The following is a 21,245-nucleotide window of genomic DNA, read 5'->3' as shown; positions in this document are numbered from 1 at the left end:
CCGCCCCACCAACCCATGCAACGCTTCTTTCTGGCCCTGCACGCCACCACGCCCGCGGCGCTGATCGTGGCCGTGTTCGTGCACCTGTGGGGGCCGCCCGGCTTGCCTTCGCTGGCGCAGCGGCCGGTGTGGGCCGTGTGGTTGCTCATCGGCACATGGCTGCTGCTGTCGGCGCTGGCCGCGTGGGCGCTGCGCACGCTGGCGCTGTGGCGCGTGTCGCTGGGTGGCGCGGGGGCGTTGCTGGCGCTGGCCGGTGCGGTGGGCCTGGTGCTGGGGAGCGCGCTGGCGTCCGGCATGCTGGCCAGTCTCGCGTTGGTGGGCGCTGCCTGCGTGGGCATTGCGACCTTTATCGGGCCGCAGCGCGTGCAGGCGCCACGGCGCAAAGCGGTGCGCCACCAGGCTGCGGCCACGCCGGGCCGCGCTGGCCATCCTGGCACGCACCACACCACCAAACGCCGCCGCTGGCCCGCGCGCGTTTTGGCCCGCTTTGGCATCCCTGCACACCTGCCGTTTTGGCTGGCCGGTGCACTGGCGGTGGAATCGTTTCGGCTCGCCCACATCGTGGCGACAGAGCCAGCGCGCTCGTCGGGCATGCTGGGCCTGCTGCTGGCTTTCTTTGTCGCGCTGCCCGCCGCCGCGTTGCGCCACTGGGCGCCCCGAACCGCCCTGCTGCTGTGGGTTCTGGCAACGCTGGCCTACGGCGGCTTGGCAGCCAAGGCGGGGCTGGATCAGTGGGCCGTCGCCGCAGCCCTGTGCGCGCTGGCCGCGGGTGCCCCGTTGCTGCTGCGCGCACGGCGGAGGCTGCGCACGCGGCAGACGGAGCGCATCACACCCACCGCACAGGTCCATGCTTCTGACCGCCACCCGCCGGAGGCCGCATGAACGAACTCATCGCCGCCTGCACCGCACTGGCCTCGCTGATCGCGCTGACCCGCTGGGCGCGCACCGTGCCCACCCGCGCCTGGGGCCACGGCGTCGGCAGCACCGGCCAGGCGCCACCTGCACCGCTGCGCGCCTGGGCTGTGGCCATCGGCACGCTGTTGCTGCAGGGCTTGGCAGCCACCGCCGCGACCGGGCTGGCCGCCGGACTGGCGCTGGTGGCCGCATCATGGATGGTGCTCGGCTGGCTGCTGGTGCTGGCAATGAACCAGTGGCCCGCCGCCAGCCTGCCGTGGGCCCAGCGGCTGGGTGCGCTGGGCGGGGCGGGGTGTGTGCTGGCGCTGGCGTGGGAGCTGGTGCGTGCAGGGGGCTGGGCAGGCTGATGGACGCGTGCCACCTCCGCCAGGTGGGCAAGGCGCCAGATTTTGGGTTGAAATGGGACCCAGCGCTTGATACATAAGCACTTGTAGCTATATATTTTATAGCGTAATATCTAGACGGCACTGCCATGCGCCGGTGCCCGCACCCGCTGCCCCACGGCACAATCGCGCCCATGGACCAGTTGCTCGACGCCCCCTGGGTGCACACCCTGCGCTTCTTCCTGGAAGTGGCCGCCACCATCGCGTTTGCCCTCTCGGGCGTGATCGCCGCCGCGCGCAAGCGGCTCGACGCCGTGGGCGTGTGTGTGGTGGCGTTCGTCGCGGCCTTCGGCGGGGGCACGCTGCGCGACCTGCTACTGGACCAGCGGCCCTTCTTCTGGATACGCCACACCGGTTTTGTCTGGGGCATCCTGGCCCTGTGCGTGGGCGCGATGCTGTTCATGCGCCAGCGCCACTTTCAGCCCACCGAGCGCGCCATGCTGCTGCCCGACGCGATTGGCCTGGGCCTGTTCGCGGCGGTGGGCGTGGACATCGCCACCGCCATCGGCATGCCGCCCATCATCAGCGTGATGATGGGCGTGACCACGGGCGTGTTTGGCGGCGTGCTGCGCGATGTGCTGTGCAACGAGGTGCCCCAGGCCTTCAGCGACCACCGCCCCTACGCGCTGTGCGCCTTCGCGGGCGGCTGGGCCGACGTGGCGCTGCGCCAGGTGCAGGCGCCGGACTGGGCTCCGCTCGTGGCCTGCGTGCTGCTCACGGCCGGGCTGCGCGGGCTGGCGCTGTGGCGCAACTGGCAGTTGCCCGCCTGGCGGGTGTGACAAGAAACCAGAGGCCGCCATCCCGGCCGCCGATCCGGCACACTGTGCCGCGTGGCACCACCGTGACAGCCCTGCACCGGCGCGGCCTGCACACTGGGCCGCGAGGAGTATCGAGACCATGACCCCGGACCACCCCACCCCCGCCGCCCTGCGCGCCACCGCGCTCATCGACAGCGACGCCCCCGCCATCCAGGCCTTCGCGGCCGCGCATGCGCGCGGCGCCACCGACCGCGGGCGCGCCGTCGCCCTGTACCTGGCCGTGCGCGACGGCTTTCGCTATGACCCGTACCGCATCGACCTGTCGCCGCACGGCATGGCGGCCAGCACCGTGCTGGCCCAGGGCCATGGCTGGTGCGTGCCCAAGGCCGCGCTGCTCACCGCCGCATGCCGCGCGGCGGGCATTCCCGCGCGCATGGGTTTTGCCGATGTGCGCAACCACCTCAGCACCGAGCGCATGCGCGAGACCATGAAGACCGACCTCTTCATCTGGCACGGCTACACCGACATCTGGCTCGACGGCCAGTGGCGCAAGGCGACGCCCGCCTTCAACATCGAGCTGTGCGACCGCTTTGGCCTGCTGCCGCTGGAGTTCGATGGCGAAAACGATTCGATCTACCACCCGTTCGACAAGACCGGCCAGCGCCACATGGAATACGTGCTGCAGCGCGGCGCTTTCGACGACATGCCGCTGGCGCGGATCGTGGCCGACTTCCAGGCCGTGTACGGCGGCTGGCTCGGTGGCGGCACCACGAGCGCGCTGCACGGCGCGAGCTTTGCGAGCGACGTGGAGCAGGAGGCGGCGCGATGACGCAGGCCCCGCTGGCGGCACCGGGCACCGCGCCCCAGGTCCCTGATGGCTTCGCGGCCCTGCCCTCGGGCGGCCCGTTCATCGAGCACAACGGCCCGCTGTACCTGCGGCACGAAGGTGCGGTGGTGAAATTCGGCTTTCGCGTGGAGCACCGCCATGTGAACCCCATGAACAACCTGCACGGCGGCATGATGGCCAGCTTCTGCGACATGCTGCTGCCGTTGTCGGTGCACCGCAAGAGCACCGAGGTGGCCGGCCGTTTCCTGCCCACCATCAGCCTGCAGATCGACTACCTAGCCCCCGCGCCGCTGGGCGCCTGGGTGGAGGGCGAGGCCGAGCCGCTGCGCATCACCCGCTCGCTGGTGTTCGCGCAGGGCCTGGTGACGGCCGATGGCGTGCCCTGCGCGCGGGTGAGCGGGGTGTTCAAGATAGGCCCCACGGGCCCTGCCTAGCCCGCCCGGCGGCCAGGGCCGCCGTGGTGGCCGCTGTCACGGCCTGCAGGTGCGCAGGCCCTCGGCCCCGGCGGCGCGCGGCGAACACGGGCGCCTCGCCATGGCCGCATCGCCAGACCACGCCGGGTAGCCGCCCATGGCATGGGGAAGGGCTACGCCCGCGGCGCGGCAGCATCGCCCGCGATGCCCATCACTCCCACCACATGCTCCACGAACCGCGCGAGCTTGGGCAGCTGCCGCCGGTCCGGCGCATAGACCAGATGCACGGCGCGGGCCACCGGCAGGCAGTGCTGCATCACCGGCACCAGGGCGCCACTGGCCAGGTCGTCGGCCAGCAGCACCTCGGGCTGCATGATCAGGCCCAGGCCGCGCAGCGCGGCCTGGCGCAGGCCGTCGCCCTGGTTGCACACAAAACGCGCGTTCTCGGGCCAGAAGAACTCCGCGTCGCCATCGCTCAGCGTCCATTCCACACGGCGCTGCCATACCGAATGGCTCAGGCACTGGTGGCGGGCCAGATCGTCGGCGCGCCCGGGCGTGCCATGGCGCTGCAGGTAGGCCGGCGCGGCCGCGATCACCATGCGGTAGGGGCGCAGCGGGCGCGCCACCAGGCCCTCATCCACCACCTGGCCGATGCGCACGGCCACGTCGAAGCCCTCGCCCGTGAGGTCCACCACGCTGTCGGTGAGCTGCAGGTCCACGCGCACCTGGTCATAGCGCTGCAGGAAGTCGGCCACCAGCGGCGCGATGACGTGGTTGCCCAGCGTGAACGGCGCGCTCACGCGCAGCAGGCCCTGCGGCACGGCGCGGCTGCGCTCCACGGCGGACTCGGCCCAGCGCACCTGCTCCAGCACGCGCTTGCTGTCTTCGTAGAACGCGGCGCCCACCTCGGTCAGGCTGTTCTGGCGCGTGCTGCGCTGGAACAGGCGTGCGCCCAGGTGGGTTTCGAGCTGCTGGATGTGCTTGCCCACCATCACGGCCGACACCTGCAGCTGGCGCGCGGCGGCGGCGAAGCTGCCGGCTTCGACCACGGCCACCATGACTTCCATGTTGCGCAGTTTGTCCATGGGCTGATTCCTAATCAATGGTTAGCACAAGAAGAACTTCAATGTACTTTATGCATTGATTGATTCGCAAAAGAATCGGGGCCTGTCTGTTCCTCCACCCGTTCTTTTTCAAGCAAAGGAAAACACCATGTCCAAGATTCTTCTCATCGGCGCGAGCGGCACCATCGGCCAGGCCGTGCTGGCCAACCTGGGCGCGCGCCACGACGTGATCACCGTGGGCCGCAGCAGCGGCACGCACCGCGCAGACTTTTCCCAGCCGGGCTCGGTCGCCAGGCTGTTCGAGGCGGTGGGCCAGGTCGATGCCATCATCAGCACCGCCGGCAACCTGCACTTCGGCCCGCTGGCCGACATGACGCCCGAGCAGTTCAACCTGGGGCTGCAGGACAAGCTGTTGGGCCAGGTGCAATTGGCTTTGATCGGCCAGAAGTACCTGGCCGATGGCGGCTCCATCACGCTGACCGCAGGCATCCTGTCCATCGAGCCCATCCGCAACGGCGCCAGCGCCACGGCGGTGAACGCCGCCATCGAGGGCTTCGTGGCCGCCGCCGCCATCGAGCTGCCGCGCGGCCTGCGCATCAACGCCGTGAGCCCCACCATCCTCACCGAATCGGTGGGCGTGTACGGGCCGTTCTTCCCCGGCTTCGACACGGTGTCTGCCGAGCGCGCCGCGCGCGGCTACCAGCGCAGCGTGGAAGGCGCGCAGACGGGGCGGGTGTACCGCGTGCAATGATCACGGCCACCTGCACCCTACCCGTCTGGGCATGAAAAGAAAATAGCTGCTGCCGCTTGTCTATCAAGCGTCAGCAGCTATCATTTTAGTAGCTTCGATGACCGAAGGCGCAGATCAGTCCAAGCTGGCGCCCGACTCCTTGACCACCTTGCCCCACTTCACGGACTCGGCCTGGATGAAGGCGGCAAACTGCTCGGGCGTCTCGCTGTACGTCTCGGCGCCCTGCTCGTTGATCTTCTTCTTCACCTCGGCCTGGTTCAGCACCTTGACCAGCGCGGTGTTCAGCTTGGCCAGCACCGGTGCGGGCGTGCCGGTGGGCGCGAACATGCCGAACCACGACGTGGCTTCATACCCTGGCACGCCGGCTTCGGCGATGGTGGGCACGTTGGGCAGCTCGGGCGAGCGCTTGGCCGTGGTCACGGCAATGGGCACGAGCTTGCCGCTGCGCACATGCTGGATGGCCGAGGGCATGTTGTCGAACATGATGCCGATCTGGTTGCCCAGCAGGTCCGTGACGGCCGGTGCGCTGCCCTTGTAGGGCACATGCACCATGTCCACCTTGGCCAGGCTCTTGAACAGCTCGCCCGACAGGTGGATGGAGCTGCCGTTGCCCGACGAGCCGAAGTTCACCTTGCCGGGGTTGGCCTTGGCGTAGGCGATCAGCTCCTTCACGCTCTTATAGGGCTGTGCCGGATTGGCCACCAGCAGGTTGGGCACGTTGGCCACGCGCGAGAGCGGCGCGAAATCCTTGATGGGATCGAACGGCATCTTCTTGTACAGCGCGGCGTTGATGGCGTGCGTGCCCACCGTGCCCATGAAGAGCGTGTAGCCATCGGCCGGCGACTTGGCCGCCAGCGCGCCACCGATGTTGCCGCCCGCACCGGCGCGGTTGTCCACGATGACCGACTGGCCGAGTTCGGTGGTCAGCGCCTGGCCGATGATGCGGGCCAGGATGTCGGTGGTGCCGCCTGCGGCAAAGGGCACGACGATGGTGACAGGCTTGGTGGGATAGGCCTGGGCCATTGCTGCGCTGCTGCCCAGCAGGCCTGCACCGGCGATAGCGGCGATGCCCGCGCAGGCAGCGGCCGACAGCGCGAAGCGGCGGGTGGTGTGGATGGGACGGGTCATGGTTTGTCTCCTTCAGAAAGGTGGATGAAATGGGTGTCACGAGCGCGGAATCCGCCGCGCCGTGGCCTCAACCGGGCGCCAAGGCCTCCGGGCGAGAACAGGGAGTGCGCCCCTTTCAGGGCTGCAGTGAAAATGCGTTCAGGTGGCTAGACAGGTGCCACGCCGAGCGTGGTACCACCGCACACGTACAACACCTGCCCGGTCACGAAACCGTTGTCGGGCGAGAGGAAGAACAGCGCCGCGCGGGCCACGTCGTCGGGCGTGCCCATGCGGCCCACGGCAATGCTGTTCAGGATGCGCTGCGTCTGCGGCGCGCCGTCGGGGTTGCTCTGGCGGAAGAGTTCGGTGGCAATCGGCCCGGGGCCGATGGCGTTGACGGTGATGCCGTCACGCCCCAGCTCAATGGCCAGCGTGCGCGTCATGCCGATCATCCCGGCCTTGGTGGCCGAGTAGACGACGCGGTCGCCCTTGCCCAGCGCGGCGCGCGACGACATGTTGACGATGCGGCCCTGGCCGCAGGCCCGCAGCGTGGACAGAAAGGCCTGCACCAGCAGCATGGGCGCGCGCAGGTGCAGGCCCACCACGTCGTCCAGCTGCGCGGTGGTGGCGGTGTCGATGGTGCCGGGGCGCGTCGCGCCCGCGTTGTTCACCAGGGCGGTCACGTTGTGCCTGGCGGCGATCTCTGCCGCGCGCTCGCGGGTCGATGCCTCGTCGGTCAGGTCGCCCTGGTACGAGGTGAGCAGCGGGTGGCTCCACGTGGGCAGCGCGTAGTCCAGATTGACCACGGCGCGGCCCTGGGCGAGCACGGCTTCGGCAATGGCGCGGCCGATGCCGTTGCTGGCACCGGTGACGACGGTGACGGGGGTGGAGGAAGTCACTGCAGAGGCCACGGTCACACGCGCTCCAGGATGATGGCGATGCCCTGGCCCACGCCGATGCACATGGTGCACAGCGCGTACTGGCCCGCATGCTCGTGCAGGCGGTTCACGGCGGTGGTGACCAGCCGCGCGCCGCTGGCACCCAGCGGGTGGCCCAGCGCAATCGCGCCGCCCCAGGCGTTCACCCGCGCGTCGTCGTCCTTGAGGCCCAGGGCGCGCAGCACGGCCAGGCCCTGCGCGGCAAAGGCTTCGTTGAGTTCGATCACGTCCATGTGGTCGATGGTCAGGCCCGTCTGCGCCAGCACCTTCTGCGTGGCGGGCGTGGGGCCAAAGCCCATGATGCGCGGCGCCACACCGGCCACGGCCATGCCCACCACGCGGGCGCGGGGCTTGAGGCCGTACTTGGCGGCATGGGCTTCATCGGCCAGCAGCAGCGCGCAGGCGCCGTCGTTCACGCCCGACGCGTTGCCCGCTGTCACCGTGCCATCGGGCCGCACCACGCCCTTGAGCCTGGCCAGCGCTTCCAGGCTGGTCTCGCGGGGGTGTTCGTCCTGGCTGACGACGATGGCGTCGCCCTTCTTTTGCGGGATATGCACCGGCACGATCTCGCGCGCCAGGTGGCCGTCCTTGATGGCCGCCACGGCGTTGAGCTGGCTGCGCAGCGCCATGCGGTCCTGCGCCTCGCGCTCGATGCCGAAGTCGGTGGCCACGTTCTCGGCGGTTTCGGGCATGGAGTCCACGCCGTACTTTTCCTTCATCAGCTTGTTGATGAAGCGCCAGCCGATGGTGGTGTCGTACACCGCGTTGTTGCGGCTGAAGGCGCTTTCTGCCTTGGGCATGACGAAGGGCGCGCGGCTCATGCTCTCCACGCCGCCCGCGATCATCAGGCCCGCCTCGCCCGCCTTGATGGCGCGCGCGGCGGTGCCCACGGCGTCCAGCCCCGAGCCGCACAGGCGGTTGATGGTGGCGCCGGGCACGTCGATGGGCAGGCCCGCCAGCAGGCTGCTCATGTGGGCCACGTTGCGGTTGTCCTCGCCGGCCTGGTTGGCGCAGCCGTAGAGCACGTCGGTCACCGCGGCCCAGTCCACGCCGGGGTTGCGGTCCATCAGCGCCTTGATGGGGATGGCGCCCAGGTCGTCGGTGCGCACGCTGCTCAATGCGCCGCCGTAGCGGCCGAAGGGGGTGCGGATGGCGTCGCAGATGAAGGCTTGGGTGGTCATGTTTTTTGTCTCCTCGGATCTCGGTGGATCGGCTCGTTGAAAAGGGAAGGGATTCGGGGCGCCCGCGGGTGCTCAGGCCGCCGGACGGATGGGCTGGCCCACCAGGCTTTCGAGTTCGGCGTGGGAAAGGCCCGGCACGGTGTCGATGAGCTGCAGCCCCGTGGGCGTGCAGGCCAGTGTGCACAGATCGGTGTAGATGCGCTTCACGCACGCGACACCGGTGAGCGGGTAGCTGCAGCGCTCGACGATCTTGCTCGCGCCCTGCTTGGTCAGCAGGTCCATCATCACCCAGGTCTGCTTGGCGCCGATGGCCAGGTCCATCGCGCCGCCCACGGCCGGGATGGCGCCGGGCTCGCCGGTGCTCCAGTTGGCCAGGTCGCCCGTGGCGCTGACCTGGAAGGCGCCCAGCACGCAGATATCGAGGTGCCCGCCGCGCATCATCGCGAAGCTGTCGGCGTGGTGGAAGTACGCGCCACCGGGCAGCAGCGTCACCGGCTGCTTGCCGGCGTTGATGAGGTCGTAGTCCTCCAGGCCTGCGGCGGGTGCTGGGCCCATGCCCAGGATGCCGTTCTCGCTTTGCAGGATGACCTCGCGGCCCGCGGGAATGTGGTTGGCCACCAGGGTGGGCTGGCCGATGCCCAGGTTGACGTAGGCGCCGTCGTGGATGTCTTGCGCCACGCGTTTTGCCAGTTCTTCTTTACTACGCTTTTGATAGCTGCTCACGCTTTATCCTTGTGCGGTAGGGGCCGATTTCATGCCGATTTCTTGAAACCGCCCGCCTGCGTGGCCGTGCGGTCGATCTTGACCACATGGCTCACGTAGATGCCGGGGGTGACGATGGCCTCGGGGTCCAGCGCGCCCAGCTCCACCACCTCGTGCACGGTGGCGATGGTGGTCTTGGCGGCGGTGGCCATCACCGGCCCGAAGTTGCGGGCCGACATGCGGTAGGTGAGGTTCCCCCAGCGGTCGCCCTGCTCGGCCTTGATCAGCGCCACGTCGCCGTGGATGGGGAATTCGAGCACGTAGTGCCTGCCGTTGATCTCGCGCGTTTCCTTGCCGGCGGCCAACTCGGTGCCGTAAGCCGTAGGGCAGAAGAAGGCGCCGATGCCCGCCCCCGCCGCCCGCAGGCGCTCGGCCAGGTTGCCCTGGGGCACGAGCTCGAGCTCCAGCTTGCCGCTGCGGTACAGGTCGTCGAACACATAGCTGTCGACCTGGCGCGGAAAGCTGCAGATGATCTTGCGCACCTGCCCCGCCTTGAGCAGCGCGGCCAGGCCCTGGTCGGCATTGCCGGCGTTGTTGTTCACCACCGTCAGGTCCCGGGCGCCCTGGGCGATGAGCCCGTCGATGAGCTCACCCGGAATGCCCGCCGTGCCAAATCCGCCTATCAACACCGTGGCACCATCCTTCACCCCTTGCAGGGCCTGGGCCACCGAGTCCGCCAGTTTGTTGATCATCGAAACGCTTTCGTGATTTGCTTGATCTTCGGTTTCAATTTGTTCGCTTATAGAACAAATGTTCGCATAAAGAATTATAGTAGGCGCACGTATGAATATCCAAACCCCTGACGCCAAAGACCCCAAGCCCAGCGACAGCTATGTGCAGTCGTTCGCGCGCGGGCTGGAGGTGATCCGCTCGTTCAGCGCGGCCACGCCGCAGCAGACGCTGAGCGAAGTGGCGGCCCGTGCGGGCCTCACGCGCGCGGGTGCGCGCCGCATCCTGCTCACGCTGCAGACGCTGGGCTATGTGGAGACGGACGGCAAGCTCTTTCGGCTGAGCCCGCGCATCCTGGACCTGGGATTTGCGTACCTTTCATCGCTGCCGATCTGGAACCTGGCCGAGCCGGTGATGGAGGACCTGGTGGAAGAAGTGCGCGAGTCGTCCTCGGCCGCCGTGCTCGACGGCCTCGACATCGTCTACGTGCTGCGCGTGCCCACGCACAAGATCATGCGCACGAACCTGGGCGTGGGCTCGCGCCTGCCCGCGCCCTGGACCTCGATGGGCCGCGTGCTGCTGGCCGGGCTGCCCGATGAGGAGCTGGAGGCCCGCCTGGCGCAGCATCCGCTGGAGCGCTTCACCGCGCACACCACCACCGAGCTGCCCGCGCTGCTGTCGCGCATCCGCGAGGCACGCCAGCAGGGCTGGTGCCTGGTGAACCAGGAGCTGGAGGAAGGATTGATCTCGATCGCCGCGCCACTGGCCGACCGCACGGGGCGGACGGTGGCGGCGCTCAACATCAGCGGGCAGGCCAACCGCACCAGCGCGGCCATGATGCAGGAGAGCCTGCTGCCCGCGCTGCTGCGCGCCGCGAAGACCATCTCGCGCATGATGGGTGCGCCGCGCGGCCGGGGCGAGTGAAGCCCGGGGCCCGGCGGCCGCCGGGCGGCTTCACGCCGGTGCCAGCCCGGCACCGGCACGGGCATTGCGCGCACAGGGCGCCCACGCTGGGGTGGTGAAGGCTCAGTTCTTGCGAAAGCCCAGCACCAGCACCACGCCGCCCAGCACCATCGCCCCCAGGCTCATCCACTGGGGAATGTTGACGGACTCTTTTTCCTTGACCGTCAGTTCCAGCGGGCCCAGCTTGGCCTGCGTGGTGTCCTTGGTGAAGCTGAAGCCCCCCGTCAGAAAACCTGCCAAGCCCAGCACCAACAAAAGCACACCAACGATTCGCATTGCATTCATGACAGATCTCCCAACACCGGGTATTCAGGGACTGCGGCAGAGCGGGCCCGGCTCCCTGTCCCTGCGCATCGCCAATGTAGGGCAGCTCCCGCCGCGCCCGCGTAGGACACCGCCGCTGCCGCGCGTCGCGCACCCGCCCCGGCGCGCCAGCCGCACTCCGGCGCCGCGTGCAACCCTGCACGCCCTGTGCGCCAGGGCTGCGTGCTACGCTCACGCCCCATGTTCAGCCCCTCCCAAGCCGACGTGCGCCGCTTTCTCTGCGGGGTGCACGCCAAGACCCAGGCCGGCGCGCCCATGGAAGCCATCGAGACGCTGGCCAGCCTGTGGATCGCCGAGCACCCCGAGTACCACACCGACCTGTCCGACGCCGATGCCGCCGTGGCGCGCAACTACGACGAGACGCCGGGCCAGACCAACCCCTTCCTGCACCTGTCCATGCACCTGTCGATCAGCGAGCAGTGCAGCATCGACCAGCCGCGCGGCATCCGCCAGGCGGTGGAGCTGCTGACCGCGCGGCTCGACTCGCTGCACGATGCGCACCACGCCGCCATGGACTGCCTGGGCGAGATGCTGTGGGAAAGCCAGCGCGCCGGCCGCCCGCCGGACGGCGAGGCCTACATCGCCTGCGTGCAGCGGCGGGCCACGCGGGACTGAGACGGATTGGCCTCCAACCGCATGACGTCGTTGGTTCACCTCGCCATGCTGCAGCCCTGTCCTGGGCTTCCCGCCTGGTTGCCCGGCTGCATGCAAATTCGCATGCGGCGCTGAACCCTCCCCGCTCAGCGCCCGGGCTTGCGCGCCTTGTGCGCCAGCGCGGTGCCGGCCAGCAGCAGCACCAGCAGCCCGAGCCCTTCCCGCGAGAACAGGGGCACCGGCACAGGGGTGGGCGATGCGCTCACGACCAGGGTCCCCGCCGCGCTGCTTGCCAGGAAATTGCCGTCGCCGGAGTAGCTCGCGGTCAGCGCCTTCGTGCCAGAGCCCTTCGGCCGCAGTGAGCAGCCTGGCGCCGCCGCGGCCGCCGCGTAGCTGCAGCTCAGGCCGTCGGTGGTGTTCGTGATCGTGATCGTTCCCGTCGGCGTGCCGCCCCCCGGCGCGGCCACCGCCAGCGTCGCCCACACCGTCACCGAACCGCCCAGACCGACCGGCCCCACCGCCCCCAGGGCGATACCCGTCGAAGCTGGCAGGACCTCGATGGCCACCGGATTGGACACCGAAGGCAGCGTGAAGCTGGCGATGTCGCCTGCATAGGCCGCCTGGACGTCGTGCCGTCCAACGGGCAACTGGCGCGCGAGAGCCGCCCTGGCGGAGGCATCAAGCCCCTCATCGCCAAGGTCCGTCGCCGCGCCATCGGAAAAGTGCACGCTGCCGGCCGGCGGCCCCGCTCCCCCCGTCACTTCGGCCAGGAGCGTGATCGCCTGGCCGTAGACGAACGTGGCTCCGGCCAGCGGCTGAGCCAGGCGCACGCTCGACTGCTGTTGCACCGTCGTCTGCATCGATGCCCGGACCGAGGCATCGCCCTGGCTCGTCACGGTCAGCGTCCGCGGCCCGGCCGAGGCAAAGCCGATGGGCCAGCCCACGCTGCCATCGCTCTGCGCGATCACGCCAGGCAGGACGTCGCCCGCCACCGAGCTCGTGATCCTCCATTTCGTCGTGTTGTCGATATGGGCGTTGACGACGGCATCGTCCACCGCCAATACGAATCCTGCGGCAGGATCGGCCGGGGCCGTCGCAGGCAGCGAAACCGCCGTTTGTCCCGCGGGCAGCAGCACGGTGGACGGCCCTTGCAATGCGGGCACCGGAAGCGGCAGGTTGTGAAACTGCAGATCAAAGCGCGCGTTGTGCCCCGGCATCGTGATGTGCACGAGGTAGCTTCCGACGACACGATTGGCCGTGGGCACGACGGGGGTCCAGTTGTCGGAGCCCATCGTCTCGAAGGTATTCCTCCCGGAAGGGAAGGTCGCGCTCGCGCCCGTGCCGGGCGCTGCAACGTTGACGGGCACAGAAAGAAAGCCGATGGCATGGGTGTCGCTCCACACCGTTTGCGGCCGCACTCCAAACGGAGAGGAGGGCTGGCCGATGCGCATGCTGAACGACTGCGAGGCCGGCATGTAGGCGGTCTCCCAGCCCCAGGGGCCCGCGTCGCCGGGATCGAAGAGTCTCACGCCCTGAAAAATAGCCAGCGGACCCTGGAGCGCCTCGGGCGTCTTGTACACCAGTGTTGCCCGCGGCGCGCGCGCAGTGGTGCTGTTCGGCACACCATCGACGGTGGCGAGAGCGCCGGCGTCCGGCTCGAGTGCGGCCGCATAGCCTGGCAGCGCGGAATCCGTCGCGCCGGGGTTCGCATTCTGTTCGTCCGCCAGCAGCTCCGCGTAGTTGCGGCTGAAATCGAACACGCTGACCGCGCCCGGTCCCGCCACAGGCGCCGTCGCCGCCCGGGCGCCGTCCCACGCGGGCTGGGTGTTCCAGGAGACGGTGCCCGCGTCGAAGTCCTCGGCCGGGGAGAGCCGCAGCGTGGCCGGTTGCGAAACGCTGCTGGCATAGGTCACGAGGCTGGCCTGCAGCGGCGTGGAGGAATACTGCATGATGCTGCGGACCACAAAAGGAAGCTCCGGCGTCTTGAGCAGCGCGACGCCGCGGCTTCCGGCCGTGCCGCTCAGCCGCAGATCGGCACTGCCCGCATCCGCCGCACCGGGAGCGTTCTCCTGGATCTGGGACGACGATGCGGCATTCGATGACACCCCCGTCAAATCCGACAGCGTGATCAACAACTGGACGGAATGCGGCACCAGCGTCTTGCCCGGGCTCGATTCCTTCGCCGCGACATCGAAGTCGGCATGGGACGCATCGGCACCTGGGACGCTGACGATCTTGATGCCGTTGTTGGCACGGCTGCCGTCCACCCACGACTTGACGATGTCGGTGGCGTCGAAGCTCCGAAAGCCCGGTTGGCGAATGGCCACCGGCTTGCGCACGCTGCTTCCGGCCTGGTAGTCCGGGTCGACGCCAGGCGTCGGCGGGCCCTCCACGCATGCAGGCGCCACGCTTTCCTGCGGCCAGCAGCCATTGCCTTCGAGGGGAACCAACGCAACGCTGCCGGCCACCCGGACGTTCTGGACATAGACGACGATCCTGGCCCTGGCGATCTTGTCCGCGGTCAGCGCATAGGCGGACGGCCCCACCTGGAGCGGCTGACCGGAGCCCGCCCGCGACACCAGGACCATGTTGCCGTTGGGAAGCGTATCGAGCGAGAAGCGGACGACCGCCTGCTGATGTTCATTGATCCGCAGGCCATCGGGATTGCTCGGTGCGTAATCCGATCCCTGCAGACTCGCGTCCGCGACCAGCGGCGCCTCGATCCATTGCGTCTGCACGACGATGGCACAGCCCCCCAGGACCAGCGTTGCGCACACGGCGGCGAACAGGCACAACGCGCCCTTCAGGTGCCAGACACTCCTGCCCATCTCATCCCCTGTCTTCGGTTTTGGCAGCGGATCACGGCCCGCCGCAGCATCGCGATGGATCGTAGGGGAGGAAAATTCACAGGTCATGTGCCGACGGCACACGACCGCGCGCGCCTATTCGTCAGCCAGCCAACCGGCGAGCTGGTGCCGGCTGCCGACGCCTGTCTTGACGTAGATGTCTTCGAGATGGCGCTTGACGGTACCCGGGCGAATGCCGAGCCTTGCCGCGACTTCGGCGTTGGTCGCGCCATGGGCCACCGCCACGAGCACTTCGCGCTGGCGCTCGCTCAAGGCGCGATCGTGCAGCCGGTGCGCGATGTGGCGGCGCCTGCTGCGGGCCTGCAGGCGGCCCAGCGTCTGGCGGATGTGGCCTTCCAGCAGCGCGAGCGACGTGCGCTCGGGGTCGCCGAAGCCGCGCGTTGCGCGCGTGACATTGAGCGTGAGCATGCGCCCTTCGCCAAGGTCGATGTCCAGGCCCAGCCCATCCTTCTGGCCGACGCGGCCATAGGCCTCCGCGTTCAGCGCACACCGGCTCCACGCCGTCGGCGAGAGTTGGTCGGAAATGCTCATCGGCACGCGGCGCTTGCCGTAGCCGGGATTGTCGCCAAGGTGCTGATGGACGGCCTCGTTGATTTCGCGCGACACGGCGCGCTCCGGCGCATACAGGGTGCGCAGCGTCGGCGTGCAGTTGCGCCAGTCGACAACGAAGATGTCTCCGCCCACCACGCTGCGCAGCGCCTGGAGCAGGTTGTTCGACAGGTCGTTCGGGTCCCGTGTCGAATGCACCAGCAGCGTCGCGTGGCTCAGCCGGTGCAGAGAATGCGAGTCGAGATAGCCCATCGTGTCTCCGCCTGGATCGATGCAACCGTTCAAAAATACCAGCGTCCCGTGCCGAAGCTGACCCTCAGCCGCCCGTCATGCCCCGCCACCAACAAAAACGCCCCTCGCAGGAGGGGCGTCTTCTTGGTGGCACACCGCAGCGGCTCAGCGGAAACGCGATTGCGGCACCACGTGCAGGTCGCCGTCGATGCCGCTGATGTAGCCCGACAGCGCCTTCAGCTCCGCATTGGTGAACTGCTTGGCCACGCCGCCCATGATGGCGTTGCTGCGGCCCACGTTGGGGTTCTTCTCGGCCTTGTAGGACTTGAGGGCCACGAAGAGGTAGTCCGCGTGCTGGCCCGCGATCTTGGGGTACGAAGGGTCGATGGGCTTGGCGAAGTTGTCGCCGTGGCACGAAACGCAGGCGCCCTTCTTCAGAAGCTCGGCCACCTGCACGCTGGGTTCGCGGCCGGGCTTGGCGGGCAGTTCGGCCCCCGTCTTGCCATGCTGCTCATAGTAGGCGGCCACGTCGGCGATGTCCTTTTCGCTCAGCGAATCCGCGATGCCGCGCATGGTGGGGTGCTTGCGCTCGCCCTTCTGGTAGGCGACGAGCGCCGAGGCAATGTACTTGGCGCTCTGGCCCGAGATCATGGGCACCTTGTGCACTTCGGGAAAGCTGGCCTGGTAGCCCGGAATGCCGTGGCAGCCAATGCACATGGCAATCTTCTGCTTGCCGGCTTCCACGTCGCCTTTGGCTTCCTGGGCATGGGACAGGGCGGTCACGGAAGCGACAGCCAGGGCAAATAGCATGGTCAGCGTTTTGTTCATTTTGCGCGCACAATCTCGTGGAAGTTCAGCTCTGGGCTCTGATCAACCGCCGATTATAGCCAGCGCCTGTCAAGCCCATTCATCAACGATCCGGTGATTCGCCCCCATGAAATTCCAAGGCTCCCAGAACTACGTCGCCACCCAAGACCTGATGCTCGCCGTGAATGCGGCCATCACCCTGCAACGCCCGCTGCTCATCAAGGGGGAGCCGGGCACCGGCAAGACGATGCTGGCCGAGGAAGTGGCCCAGGCGCTCGACATGCCGCTGCTGCAATGGCACATCAAGTCCACCACGAAGGCGCAGCAGGGCCTGTATGAGTATGACGCGGTCAGTCGCCTGCGGGACAGCCAGCTGGGCGATGGCGACAGCGCCGAGCGCGTCAAGGACATCCGCAACTACATCATCCAGGGCGTGCTGTGGCAGGCCTTCACGGCCGACCGCCCCGTGGCGCTGCTGATCGACGAGATCGACAAGGCCGACATCGAATTCCCGAACGACCTGCTGCGCGAGATCGACCGCATGGAGTTCTACTGCTACGAGACGCGCGAGCTCATCAAGGCCAAGCACCGCCCGCTGGTGTTCATCACCTCCAACAACGAGAAGGAGCTGCCCGACGCGTTCCTGCGCCGCTGCTTCTTCCACTTCATCAAGTTCCCCGAAGCCGAAACGATGCGCCAGATCGTCAACGTGCACTTCCCCACGCTCAAGAGCGAGCTGCTGGGCGTGGCGATGAAGACGTTCTACGACGTGCGCAACCTGCCCGGCCTGAAGAAGAAGCCCTCGACCAGCGAACTGCTCGACTGGCTCAAGCTGCTGGTGGCCGAAGACATTCCGCTGACCGCGCTGCAAAGCGCCGACAACAAGGTGGCCGTGCCGCCGCTGGTGGGCGCGCTGCTCAAGAACGAGCAGGACGTGAGCCTTTTCGAAAAGCTGGTGTTCATGAACCAGCGGAACCGGTAGTCCCCCCGCCATGGCCGCACCCACCACCCCCTCCCTCATGGACGGCATCGCCGACGCCATCGGCTTTGTCGGCGGCGCCCTCGCCGGTTTCTGGCTGGGCCAGTGGCTGGGCCTGGACATCTTCGCGCCGGGCTACGGCAACAAGGCGCTGGGGGGCATTGCCCTCGTGGGCCTGGGCGGCGGCCTGGGCCTGCATGCGGCACGGCGCTGGCAGACGCACCGGCGCAACAAGCCTTCCAAGGACTGATGAAGGGCAACGACACATGGCCTTTGTAGAACCCGTCACCCTGCGCGACCGCGGCATCCGCCTGGAACCCCTGGCGCTGTCCCACGAACACGGCCTGGCCGCCGCCGCCGCCGATGGCGAACTGTGGAAGCTGCGCGTCACCTCGGTGCCCGAGCCCCAGGACACGCGTGCCTACATCGAGACGGCGCTCAGGATGCGCGAGGACGGCAACCGCTTCGCGTTCGCCGTGGTGGAGGATGCCAGCGGCAAGGTCCTGGGCTCCACGAGCTACCACGACATCCTGCCCGCGGTGAAGCGCGTGGAGATCGGCTACACCTGGTACCGCCAGAGCGTGCAGCGCACCCACGTCAACACCACGTGCAAGCTGATGATGATGGGCCACGCCTTCGACACGCTGGGCAGCCATGTGGTGGGCTGGCGCACCGACAACTACAACTTCGCCTCGCAAAAAGCCATCGAGCGCCTGGGCGCCAGGAAGGACGGAGTGATCCGCGGCCACGCCCTGCGCCGCGACGGCACCGTCCGCGACACGGTGATGTACAGCATGCGCTCGGGCGAATGGCCCGAAGCCAAGGCGCAGCTGCTATACCTTTTAGAGCGCCACACGCTTTCCCAGTAACCGCTGGAGGCCAGAACCATGCTCATCGACTTCTTCTACACCCTGCGCTCGGCCAAGCTGCCGGTATCGGTCAAGGAATACCTCACCCTGCTCGAAGCCCTGCAGGCTGGCGTGGTGGGCCCCAAGTCCGACGATGCCTGGAGCCTGGACGACTTCTACAACCTCTCGCGCCTCACGCTCGTGAAGGACGAGAAGCACTACGACAAGTTCGACCGGGCCTTCGGCGCCTACTTCAAGGGCGTGGAGATGGTGGCCGACTTCACCAAGGAGATCCCGGCCGACTGGCTGCGCAAGATCCTGGAGAACGAGCTCACGCCTGAACAGAAAGCAGCCATCGAGAAGATGGGCTGGGACGAACTCATGGAGACGCTCAAGAAGCGGCTCGAAGAGCAGAAGGAACGCCACGAGGGCGGCAGCAAGTGGATCGGCACGGGCGGCACCAGCCCGTTTGGCCACGGCGGCTACAACCCGCAGGGCGTGCGCATTGGCGGCGCGGGCAAGAACAAGAGCGCCGTGAAGGTGTGGGAGCAGCGCGCCTACAAGGACTACGACGACCAGCAGGAGCTGGGCACGCGCAACATCAAGGTGGCCCTGCGCCGCCTGCGCAAGTTCGCGCGCGAGGGGCACGAGCTGGAGCTGGACCTGCCCGACACCATCCGCAGCACGGCCGCCAACGCGGGCTACCTCGACATCAAGATGGTGCCCGAGCGCCACAACAACGTGAAGGTGCTGCTGCTGATGGACGTGGGCGGCACCATGGACGAGCACATCCAGCGCGTGGAGGAACTCTTTTCCGCCGTGAAGACGGAGTTCAAGCACCTGGAGTTCTACTACTTCCACAACTGCGTGTACGACTTCATGTGGAAGAACAACCGCCGCCGCTTCGCGGAGAAGTTTCCCACCTGGGACATCATCCGCAAGTACAACAAGGACTACAAGCTGATCTTCGTGGGCGACGCGACCATGAGCCCCTACGAGATCCTGCAGCCCGGCGGCAGCGTGGAATACAACAACGAGGAGGCGGGGGCGGAGTGGATCCAGCGCCTCACGCACGCCTTCCCCAAGCACGCGTGGATCAACCCCGAGCCCCAGGGCGTGTGGCAATACCGGCAGAGCATCAGCATCATCCAGCAGCTCGTCGGCAACCGCATGCACCCGCTGTCGCTCAAGGGGCTCGAAGAGACGATGCGGCTGCTGTCCAAGTAGGCAGGGGCGCCCGCGGCGCGCACCGGTCCATCGCGCGTAACTGTCTGACACAGGCGGTCTTATTTTCGGTGCATAGTGGCGGGGCAAGGCCTGCGGGCCACGTTCCACTCCATATACCGTCCTGTCGTGCATTTCAGCATCCCGCGCCCTACCGCCACATCTCCAACGCCGGCCCCGTGGCCGGCGTTGCTGCTTTTCGGAGCGCTGGCCCTGCAGGGCTGCAGCCTGCTGCCCCGCGCGGAGGAACGCGACGCCTCGGCGCCCGCGCCGGTCATCGCCGCATCGGATGCGCCGTCGTTCAACGTGCAGGTCAAGGCCCCGGACAGCGTGCGCGAGACGCTGGAGCGCCACCTGGAGCTGCAGCGCTTTCGCAATCTGCCCGACCTGCACGCCAACGAGCTGCAGCGCCTGCTGGGCGCGGCCGACGCCAATGCGCGCGAACTGCTGGGCACCATGGGCTACTTCGCCCCGACCATCACGGTGGAGCTGACCGACACCCCCGACAGCAAGACCGCGCCGCGCACAGTGACGGTGACCGTGGAGCCGGGGCCCCAGACCCGCATCGCCAGCGCGGACATCGACTTCGCGGGCGCCGCCAGCCCCGCCATCGCCGGCACGCAGGCGCAGGAAAACGACGCTGCCGACACGAAGGCCAGCCTGCGCCAGCAGCAGCGCGTGCAGCGCGACTGGTCCCTCTCGCCCGGCCAGCCATTCACCCAATCGGCCTGGGATTCGGCGAAGACCGACGGCCTGCGCCAGCTTCAGGCTCGCCGCCACCCCACCGCGCGCATTGCCAGCAGCCGCGCGCAGGTGGATGCCGACAAGCACGAAGCCAGGCTGAGCGTGACCTACGACCCCGGGCCGGTCTACCGCTTCGGCCCACTGCGGGTCGATGGCAGCCAGCGCTACGACCCTGACGGCGCCCAGCGCCTGGCGCGGCTGCCCACGGGCGCGGTCTACGACGAGGCCGAACTGCTGGACGCCCAGCTGCGCCTGGCCAGCAGCGGCTACTACGACGCGGTGTTCCTCACGCTCGACACCGAGGGCACCGACCCCCAGGCCGCGCCCATCGTTGCCCAGGTGCGCGAAGCCCCGCTGCAAAAGCTCGTGTTCGGGCCCGGCTTCTCCACCGACAGCGGCGCACGCCTGTCCCTGGAGCACATCCACAACCAGTTGCCCGGCTTGGGATGGCGCGCCGTGAGCAAGCTGTCGCTGGACCGGGAGACCAAGCTCGCGGGCACCGAATGGACCGACCTGCCAGACAACCGGGGCTGGCGCTGGTTCGCGGGCGGCCAGCTGCAGCGTGAATCGACGGGCGACTACGAAGTCAACAGCGGGCGCCTGCGCTCGGGGCGCAGCAAGAGCACGAAGCACATCGACCGCAACTACTTCCTGCAGTACGACTACGCCAACAGCCAGGGCCTGAACGCCCCGCCATCGGGCACGGCCGTCAGCGTGAACTACGGGTGGACAGGCCGCTACTTCAACAACCCCACGGCCCCCACGCGGGGCCACGGGATTGCCGTGGAACTGGGACTGGGCACCACGCTGCGGCCCGAGCGCGACCCGTTCGTGCGCACGCTGGTGCGGTGGCAATCGTTCCTCCCGGCGGGGCGCGTGCAGGACGCGGCGGGCGTGGCCCGCAGCGCCCGTGTGGCGCTGCGGGCGGAAGCCGGCGCCGTGGTGGCGCGCGATGGCGCGCAGATTCCCGTCACCCAGCTTTTCCTGACCGGTGGCGACACCACCGTGCGCGGCTACGGGTACCGCAGCATCGGTGCGCGCACGGACAACGGCCAGCTCTATGGAGGCCGCTACCTGGCCGTGGGCAGCGTCGAATGGCAGCGGCCCATCGTCTACGGCGGCGCCATGACCGACTGGGAAAGCACCCTGTTCGTGGACGCGGGCGCCGTGGCGGACCGCATGGGGGACCTGGACCCACGCGTGGGCGTGGGTGCCGGCGTGCGCTGGCGCAGCCCCGTGGGCCCCTTGCAGGCCGATCTGGCCTACGGCGTGAAAACCAAGGAACTGCGGCTGCACCTGCGGCTGGGTTTCAGCTTCTGATGGCCGG

At 68.3% G+C, this 21,245-nt stretch carries 23 protein-coding genes; 13 read left to right on the top strand and 10 right to left on the bottom strand.

Going from position 1 to position 21,245, the window contains the following annotated elements:
- The first annotated feature begins 15 nt into the window (after positions 1-15).
- The 5 genes from AC1RCS_RS23790 (at position 16) to AC1RCS_RS23770 (ending at position 3,337) form a co-directional block, all read left to right on the top strand.
- On the top strand, positions 16-882 hold the full coding sequence (locus AC1RCS_RS23790) for a hypothetical protein (RefSeq protein WP_369643202.1): 867 nt from the start codon (positions 16-18) through the stop codon (positions 880-882).
- Positions 879-1,262, top strand: a complete 384-nt coding sequence (locus tag AC1RCS_RS23785) for a hypothetical protein (RefSeq protein ID WP_369643203.1) — start codon at positions 879-881, stop codon at positions 1,260-1,262. The genes AC1RCS_RS23790 and AC1RCS_RS23785 overlap by 4 nt, the downstream gene beginning before the upstream one ends.
- Before the next feature lie 170 nt (positions 1,263-1,432).
- Positions 1,433-2,077 (top strand): trimeric intracellular cation channel family protein, encoded by a 645-nt coding sequence (locus AC1RCS_RS23780; RefSeq protein ID WP_369643204.1) that lies wholly within the window; start codon positions 1,433-1,435, stop codon positions 2,075-2,077.
- Between the two features lie 118 nt (positions 2,078-2,195).
- Positions 2,196-2,885, top strand: coding sequence for a transglutaminase-like domain-containing protein (locus AC1RCS_RS23775; protein ID WP_218295963.1), 690 nt, complete (start codon positions 2,196-2,198; stop codon positions 2,883-2,885).
- Positions 2,882-3,337 (top strand): PaaI family thioesterase, encoded by a 456-nt coding sequence (locus tag AC1RCS_RS23770; protein ID WP_492246397.1) that lies wholly within the window; start codon positions 2,882-2,884, stop codon positions 3,335-3,337. The genes AC1RCS_RS23775 and AC1RCS_RS23770 overlap by 4 nt, the downstream gene beginning before the upstream one ends.
- 152 nt (positions 3,338-3,489) lie before the next feature.
- Here the strand turns inward: AC1RCS_RS23770 and AC1RCS_RS23765 are convergent, their stop codons facing one another.
- Entirely contained in the window at positions 3,490-4,401 is a 912-nt protein-coding gene (locus AC1RCS_RS23765; RefSeq protein WP_492246398.1) for a LysR substrate-binding domain-containing protein, read from the bottom strand.
- 127 nt (positions 4,402-4,528) lie between these two features.
- Between AC1RCS_RS23765 and AC1RCS_RS23760 the strand changes: the two genes are divergently transcribed.
- Positions 4,529-5,131: a short chain dehydrogenase gene (locus tag AC1RCS_RS23760; protein ID WP_218339581.1), complete on the top strand. Its 603-nt coding sequence runs from the start codon at positions 4,529-4,531 to the stop codon at positions 5,129-5,131.
- Positions 5,132-5,245: 114 nt separating this feature from the next.
- Here the strand turns inward: AC1RCS_RS23760 and AC1RCS_RS23755 are convergent, their stop codons facing one another.
- The 5 genes from AC1RCS_RS23755 to AC1RCS_RS23735 all read right to left on the bottom strand — a co-directional run bounded on the left by AC1RCS_RS23755 (position 5,246) and on the right by AC1RCS_RS23735 (position 9,811).
- Positions 5,246-6,259, bottom strand: a complete 1,014-nt coding sequence (locus AC1RCS_RS23755; RefSeq protein ID WP_492246399.1) for a Bug family tripartite tricarboxylate transporter substrate binding protein — start codon at positions 6,257-6,259, stop codon at positions 5,246-5,248.
- A gap of 146 nt (positions 6,260-6,405) precedes the next feature.
- Positions 6,406-7,137 (bottom strand): SDR family NAD(P)-dependent oxidoreductase, encoded by a 732-nt coding sequence (locus AC1RCS_RS23750; protein ID WP_492246400.1) that lies wholly within the window; start codon positions 7,135-7,137, stop codon positions 6,406-6,408.
- 14 nt (positions 7,138-7,151) lie between these two features.
- The gene (pcaF, locus tag AC1RCS_RS23745; RefSeq protein WP_492246401.1) at positions 7,152-8,357 is read right to left on the bottom strand and encodes a 3-oxoadipyl-CoA thiolase; all 1,206 of its coding nucleotides are present in this window, start codon (positions 8,355-8,357) and stop codon (positions 7,152-7,154) included.
- Positions 8,358-8,429: 72 nt separating this feature from the next.
- Entirely contained in the window at positions 8,430-9,080 is a 651-nt protein-coding gene (locus tag AC1RCS_RS23740) for a 3-oxoacid CoA-transferase subunit B (RefSeq protein WP_218339585.1), read from the bottom strand.
- A gap of 29 nt (positions 9,081-9,109) precedes the next feature.
- Positions 9,110-9,811, bottom strand: coding sequence for a 3-oxoacid CoA-transferase subunit A (locus tag AC1RCS_RS23735; RefSeq protein ID WP_218295971.1), 702 nt, complete (start codon positions 9,809-9,811; stop codon positions 9,110-9,112).
- 91 nt (positions 9,812-9,902) lie between these two features.
- Between AC1RCS_RS23735 and AC1RCS_RS23730 the strand changes: the two genes are divergently transcribed.
- Entirely contained in the window at positions 9,903-10,712 is an 810-nt protein-coding gene (locus tag AC1RCS_RS23730) for an IclR family transcriptional regulator domain-containing protein (protein ID WP_218295972.1), read from the top strand.
- A 102-nt stretch (positions 10,713-10,814) separates the two neighbouring features.
- Here AC1RCS_RS23730 and AC1RCS_RS23725 read toward each other — a convergent pair whose 3' ends face one another.
- Positions 10,815-11,036, bottom strand: a complete 222-nt coding sequence (locus tag AC1RCS_RS23725) for a hypothetical protein (protein ID WP_029413244.1) — start codon at positions 11,034-11,036, stop codon at positions 10,815-10,817.
- Positions 11,037-11,255: 219 nt separating this feature from the next.
- Between AC1RCS_RS23725 and AC1RCS_RS23720 the strand changes: the two genes are divergently transcribed.
- The gene (locus tag AC1RCS_RS23720) at positions 11,256-11,690 is read left to right on the top strand and encodes a DUF1841 family protein (RefSeq protein ID WP_218295973.1); all 435 of its coding nucleotides are present in this window, start codon (positions 11,256-11,258) and stop codon (positions 11,688-11,690) included.
- Between the two features lie 125 nt (positions 11,691-11,815).
- Here AC1RCS_RS23720 and AC1RCS_RS23715 read toward each other — a convergent pair whose 3' ends face one another.
- From AC1RCS_RS23715 to AC1RCS_RS23705, 3 genes are all read right to left on the bottom strand, one after another.
- Positions 11,816-14,584, bottom strand: coding sequence for an Ig-like domain repeat protein (locus tag AC1RCS_RS23715; RefSeq protein WP_492246402.1), 2,769 nt, complete (start codon positions 14,582-14,584; stop codon positions 11,816-11,818).
- Positions 14,585-14,611: 27 nt separating this feature from the next.
- Positions 14,612-15,337, bottom strand: a complete 726-nt coding sequence (locus AC1RCS_RS23710) for a helix-turn-helix transcriptional regulator (protein WP_218339588.1) — start codon at positions 15,335-15,337, stop codon at positions 14,612-14,614.
- A gap of 144 nt (positions 15,338-15,481) precedes the next feature.
- Complete coding sequence (locus tag AC1RCS_RS23705) at positions 15,482-16,144, bottom strand: c-type cytochrome (protein WP_218339589.1); 663 nt, start codon at positions 16,142-16,144, stop codon at positions 15,482-15,484.
- A 106-nt stretch (positions 16,145-16,250) separates the two neighbouring features.
- On the opposite strand from AC1RCS_RS23705, the gene AC1RCS_RS23700 reads away from it, so the two are divergent.
- The 5 genes from AC1RCS_RS23700 (at position 16,251) to AC1RCS_RS23680 (ending at position 21,238) form a co-directional block, all read left to right on the top strand.
- A complete protein-coding gene (locus AC1RCS_RS23700; RefSeq protein ID WP_218339590.1) occupies positions 16,251-17,105 on the top strand; it encodes an AAA family ATPase in 855 nt (284 codons plus the stop codon).
- A 10-nt stretch (positions 17,106-17,115) separates the two neighbouring features.
- Positions 17,116-17,352 carry a hypothetical protein gene (locus AC1RCS_RS23695; protein ID WP_218339591.1) on the top strand — a complete coding sequence of 79 codons (237 nt, stop codon included), beginning with the start codon at positions 17,116-17,118 and terminating at the stop codon, positions 17,350-17,352.
- A gap of 16 nt (positions 17,353-17,368) precedes the next feature.
- The gene (locus AC1RCS_RS23690; protein WP_218295979.1) at positions 17,369-17,971 is read left to right on the top strand and encodes a GNAT family N-acetyltransferase; all 603 of its coding nucleotides are present in this window, start codon (positions 17,369-17,371) and stop codon (positions 17,969-17,971) included.
- A gap of 18 nt (positions 17,972-17,989) precedes the next feature.
- Positions 17,990-19,177 carry a vWA domain-containing protein gene (locus AC1RCS_RS23685; RefSeq protein ID WP_218295980.1) on the top strand — a complete coding sequence of 396 codons (1,188 nt, stop codon included), beginning with the start codon at positions 17,990-17,992 and terminating at the stop codon, positions 19,175-19,177.
- A 126-nt stretch (positions 19,178-19,303) separates the two neighbouring features.
- Positions 19,304-21,238, top strand: coding sequence for an autotransporter assembly complex protein TamA (locus AC1RCS_RS23680; RefSeq protein ID WP_492246403.1), 1,935 nt, complete (start codon positions 19,304-19,306; stop codon positions 21,236-21,238).
- Positions 21,239-21,245: the final 7 nt, after the last annotated feature.

The organism is Acidovorax sp. GW823-FHT01C06, assembly GCF_058798375.1.
The sequence above is the reverse complement of the archived record's forward strand: the minus strand, read 5'-3'. Positions and strand labels throughout refer to the sequence as shown.

What these genes read in the sequence shown, in the direction of transcription:
- AC1RCS_RS23790 (WP_369643202.1), top strand. Translation starts at nt 16, where the DNA reads ATGCAACGCTTCTTTCTGGCCCTGCACGCCACCACGCCCGCGGCGCTG.
- AC1RCS_RS23785 (WP_369643203.1), top strand. Translation starts at nt 879, where the DNA reads ATGAACGAACTCATCGCCGCCTGCACCGCACTGGCCTCGCTGATCGCG.
- AC1RCS_RS23780 (WP_369643204.1), top strand. Translation starts at nt 1,433, where the DNA reads ATGGACCAGTTGCTCGACGCCCCCTGGGTGCACACCCTGCGCTTCTTC.
- AC1RCS_RS23775 (WP_218295963.1), top strand. Translation starts at nt 2,196, where the DNA reads ATGACCCCGGACCACCCCACCCCCGCCGCCCTGCGCGCCACCGCGCTC.
- AC1RCS_RS23770 (WP_492246397.1), top strand. Translation starts at nt 2,882, where the DNA reads ATGACGCAGGCCCCGCTGGCGGCACCGGGCACCGCGCCCCAGGTCCCT.
- AC1RCS_RS23765 (WP_492246398.1), bottom strand. Translation starts at nt 4,401, where the DNA reads ATGGACAAACTGCGCAACATGGAAGTCATGGTGGCCGTGGTCGAAGCC.
- AC1RCS_RS23760 (WP_218339581.1), top strand. Translation starts at nt 4,529, where the DNA reads ATGTCCAAGATTCTTCTCATCGGCGCGAGCGGCACCATCGGCCAGGCC.
- AC1RCS_RS23755 (WP_492246399.1), bottom strand. Translation starts at nt 6,259, where the DNA reads ATGACCCGTCCCATCCACACCACCCGCCGCTTCGCGCTGTCGGCCGCT.
- pcaF (WP_492246401.1), bottom strand. Translation starts at nt 8,357, where the DNA reads ATGACCACCCAAGCCTTCATCTGCGACGCCATCCGCACCCCCTTCGGC.
- AC1RCS_RS23735 (WP_218295971.1), bottom strand. Translation starts at nt 9,811, where the DNA reads ATGATCAACAAACTGGCGGACTCGGTGGCCCAGGCCCTGCAAGGGGTG.
- AC1RCS_RS23730 (WP_218295972.1), top strand. Translation starts at nt 9,903, where the DNA reads ATGAATATCCAAACCCCTGACGCCAAAGACCCCAAGCCCAGCGACAGC.
- AC1RCS_RS23725 (WP_029413244.1), bottom strand. Translation starts at nt 11,036, where the DNA reads ATGAATGCAATGCGAATCGTTGGTGTGCTTTTGTTGGTGCTGGGCTTG.
- AC1RCS_RS23720 (WP_218295973.1), top strand. Translation starts at nt 11,256, where the DNA reads ATGTTCAGCCCCTCCCAAGCCGACGTGCGCCGCTTTCTCTGCGGGGTG.
- AC1RCS_RS23715 (WP_492246402.1), bottom strand. Translation starts at nt 14,584, where the DNA reads ATGACCTGTGAATTTTCCTCCCCTACGATCCATCGCGATGCTGCGGCG.
- AC1RCS_RS23710 (WP_218339588.1), bottom strand. Translation starts at nt 15,337, where the DNA reads ATGGGCTATCTCGACTCGCATTCTCTGCACCGGCTGAGCCACGCGACG.
- AC1RCS_RS23705 (WP_218339589.1), bottom strand. Translation starts at nt 16,144, where the DNA reads ATGAACAAAACGCTGACCATGCTATTTGCCCTGGCTGTCGCTTCCGTG.
- AC1RCS_RS23700 (WP_218339590.1), top strand. Translation starts at nt 16,251, where the DNA reads ATGAAATTCCAAGGCTCCCAGAACTACGTCGCCACCCAAGACCTGATG.
- AC1RCS_RS23695 (WP_218339591.1), top strand. Translation starts at nt 17,116, where the DNA reads ATGGCCGCACCCACCACCCCCTCCCTCATGGACGGCATCGCCGACGCC.
- AC1RCS_RS23690 (WP_218295979.1), top strand. Translation starts at nt 17,369, where the DNA reads ATGGCCTTTGTAGAACCCGTCACCCTGCGCGACCGCGGCATCCGCCTG.
- AC1RCS_RS23685 (WP_218295980.1), top strand. Translation starts at nt 17,990, where the DNA reads ATGCTCATCGACTTCTTCTACACCCTGCGCTCGGCCAAGCTGCCGGTA.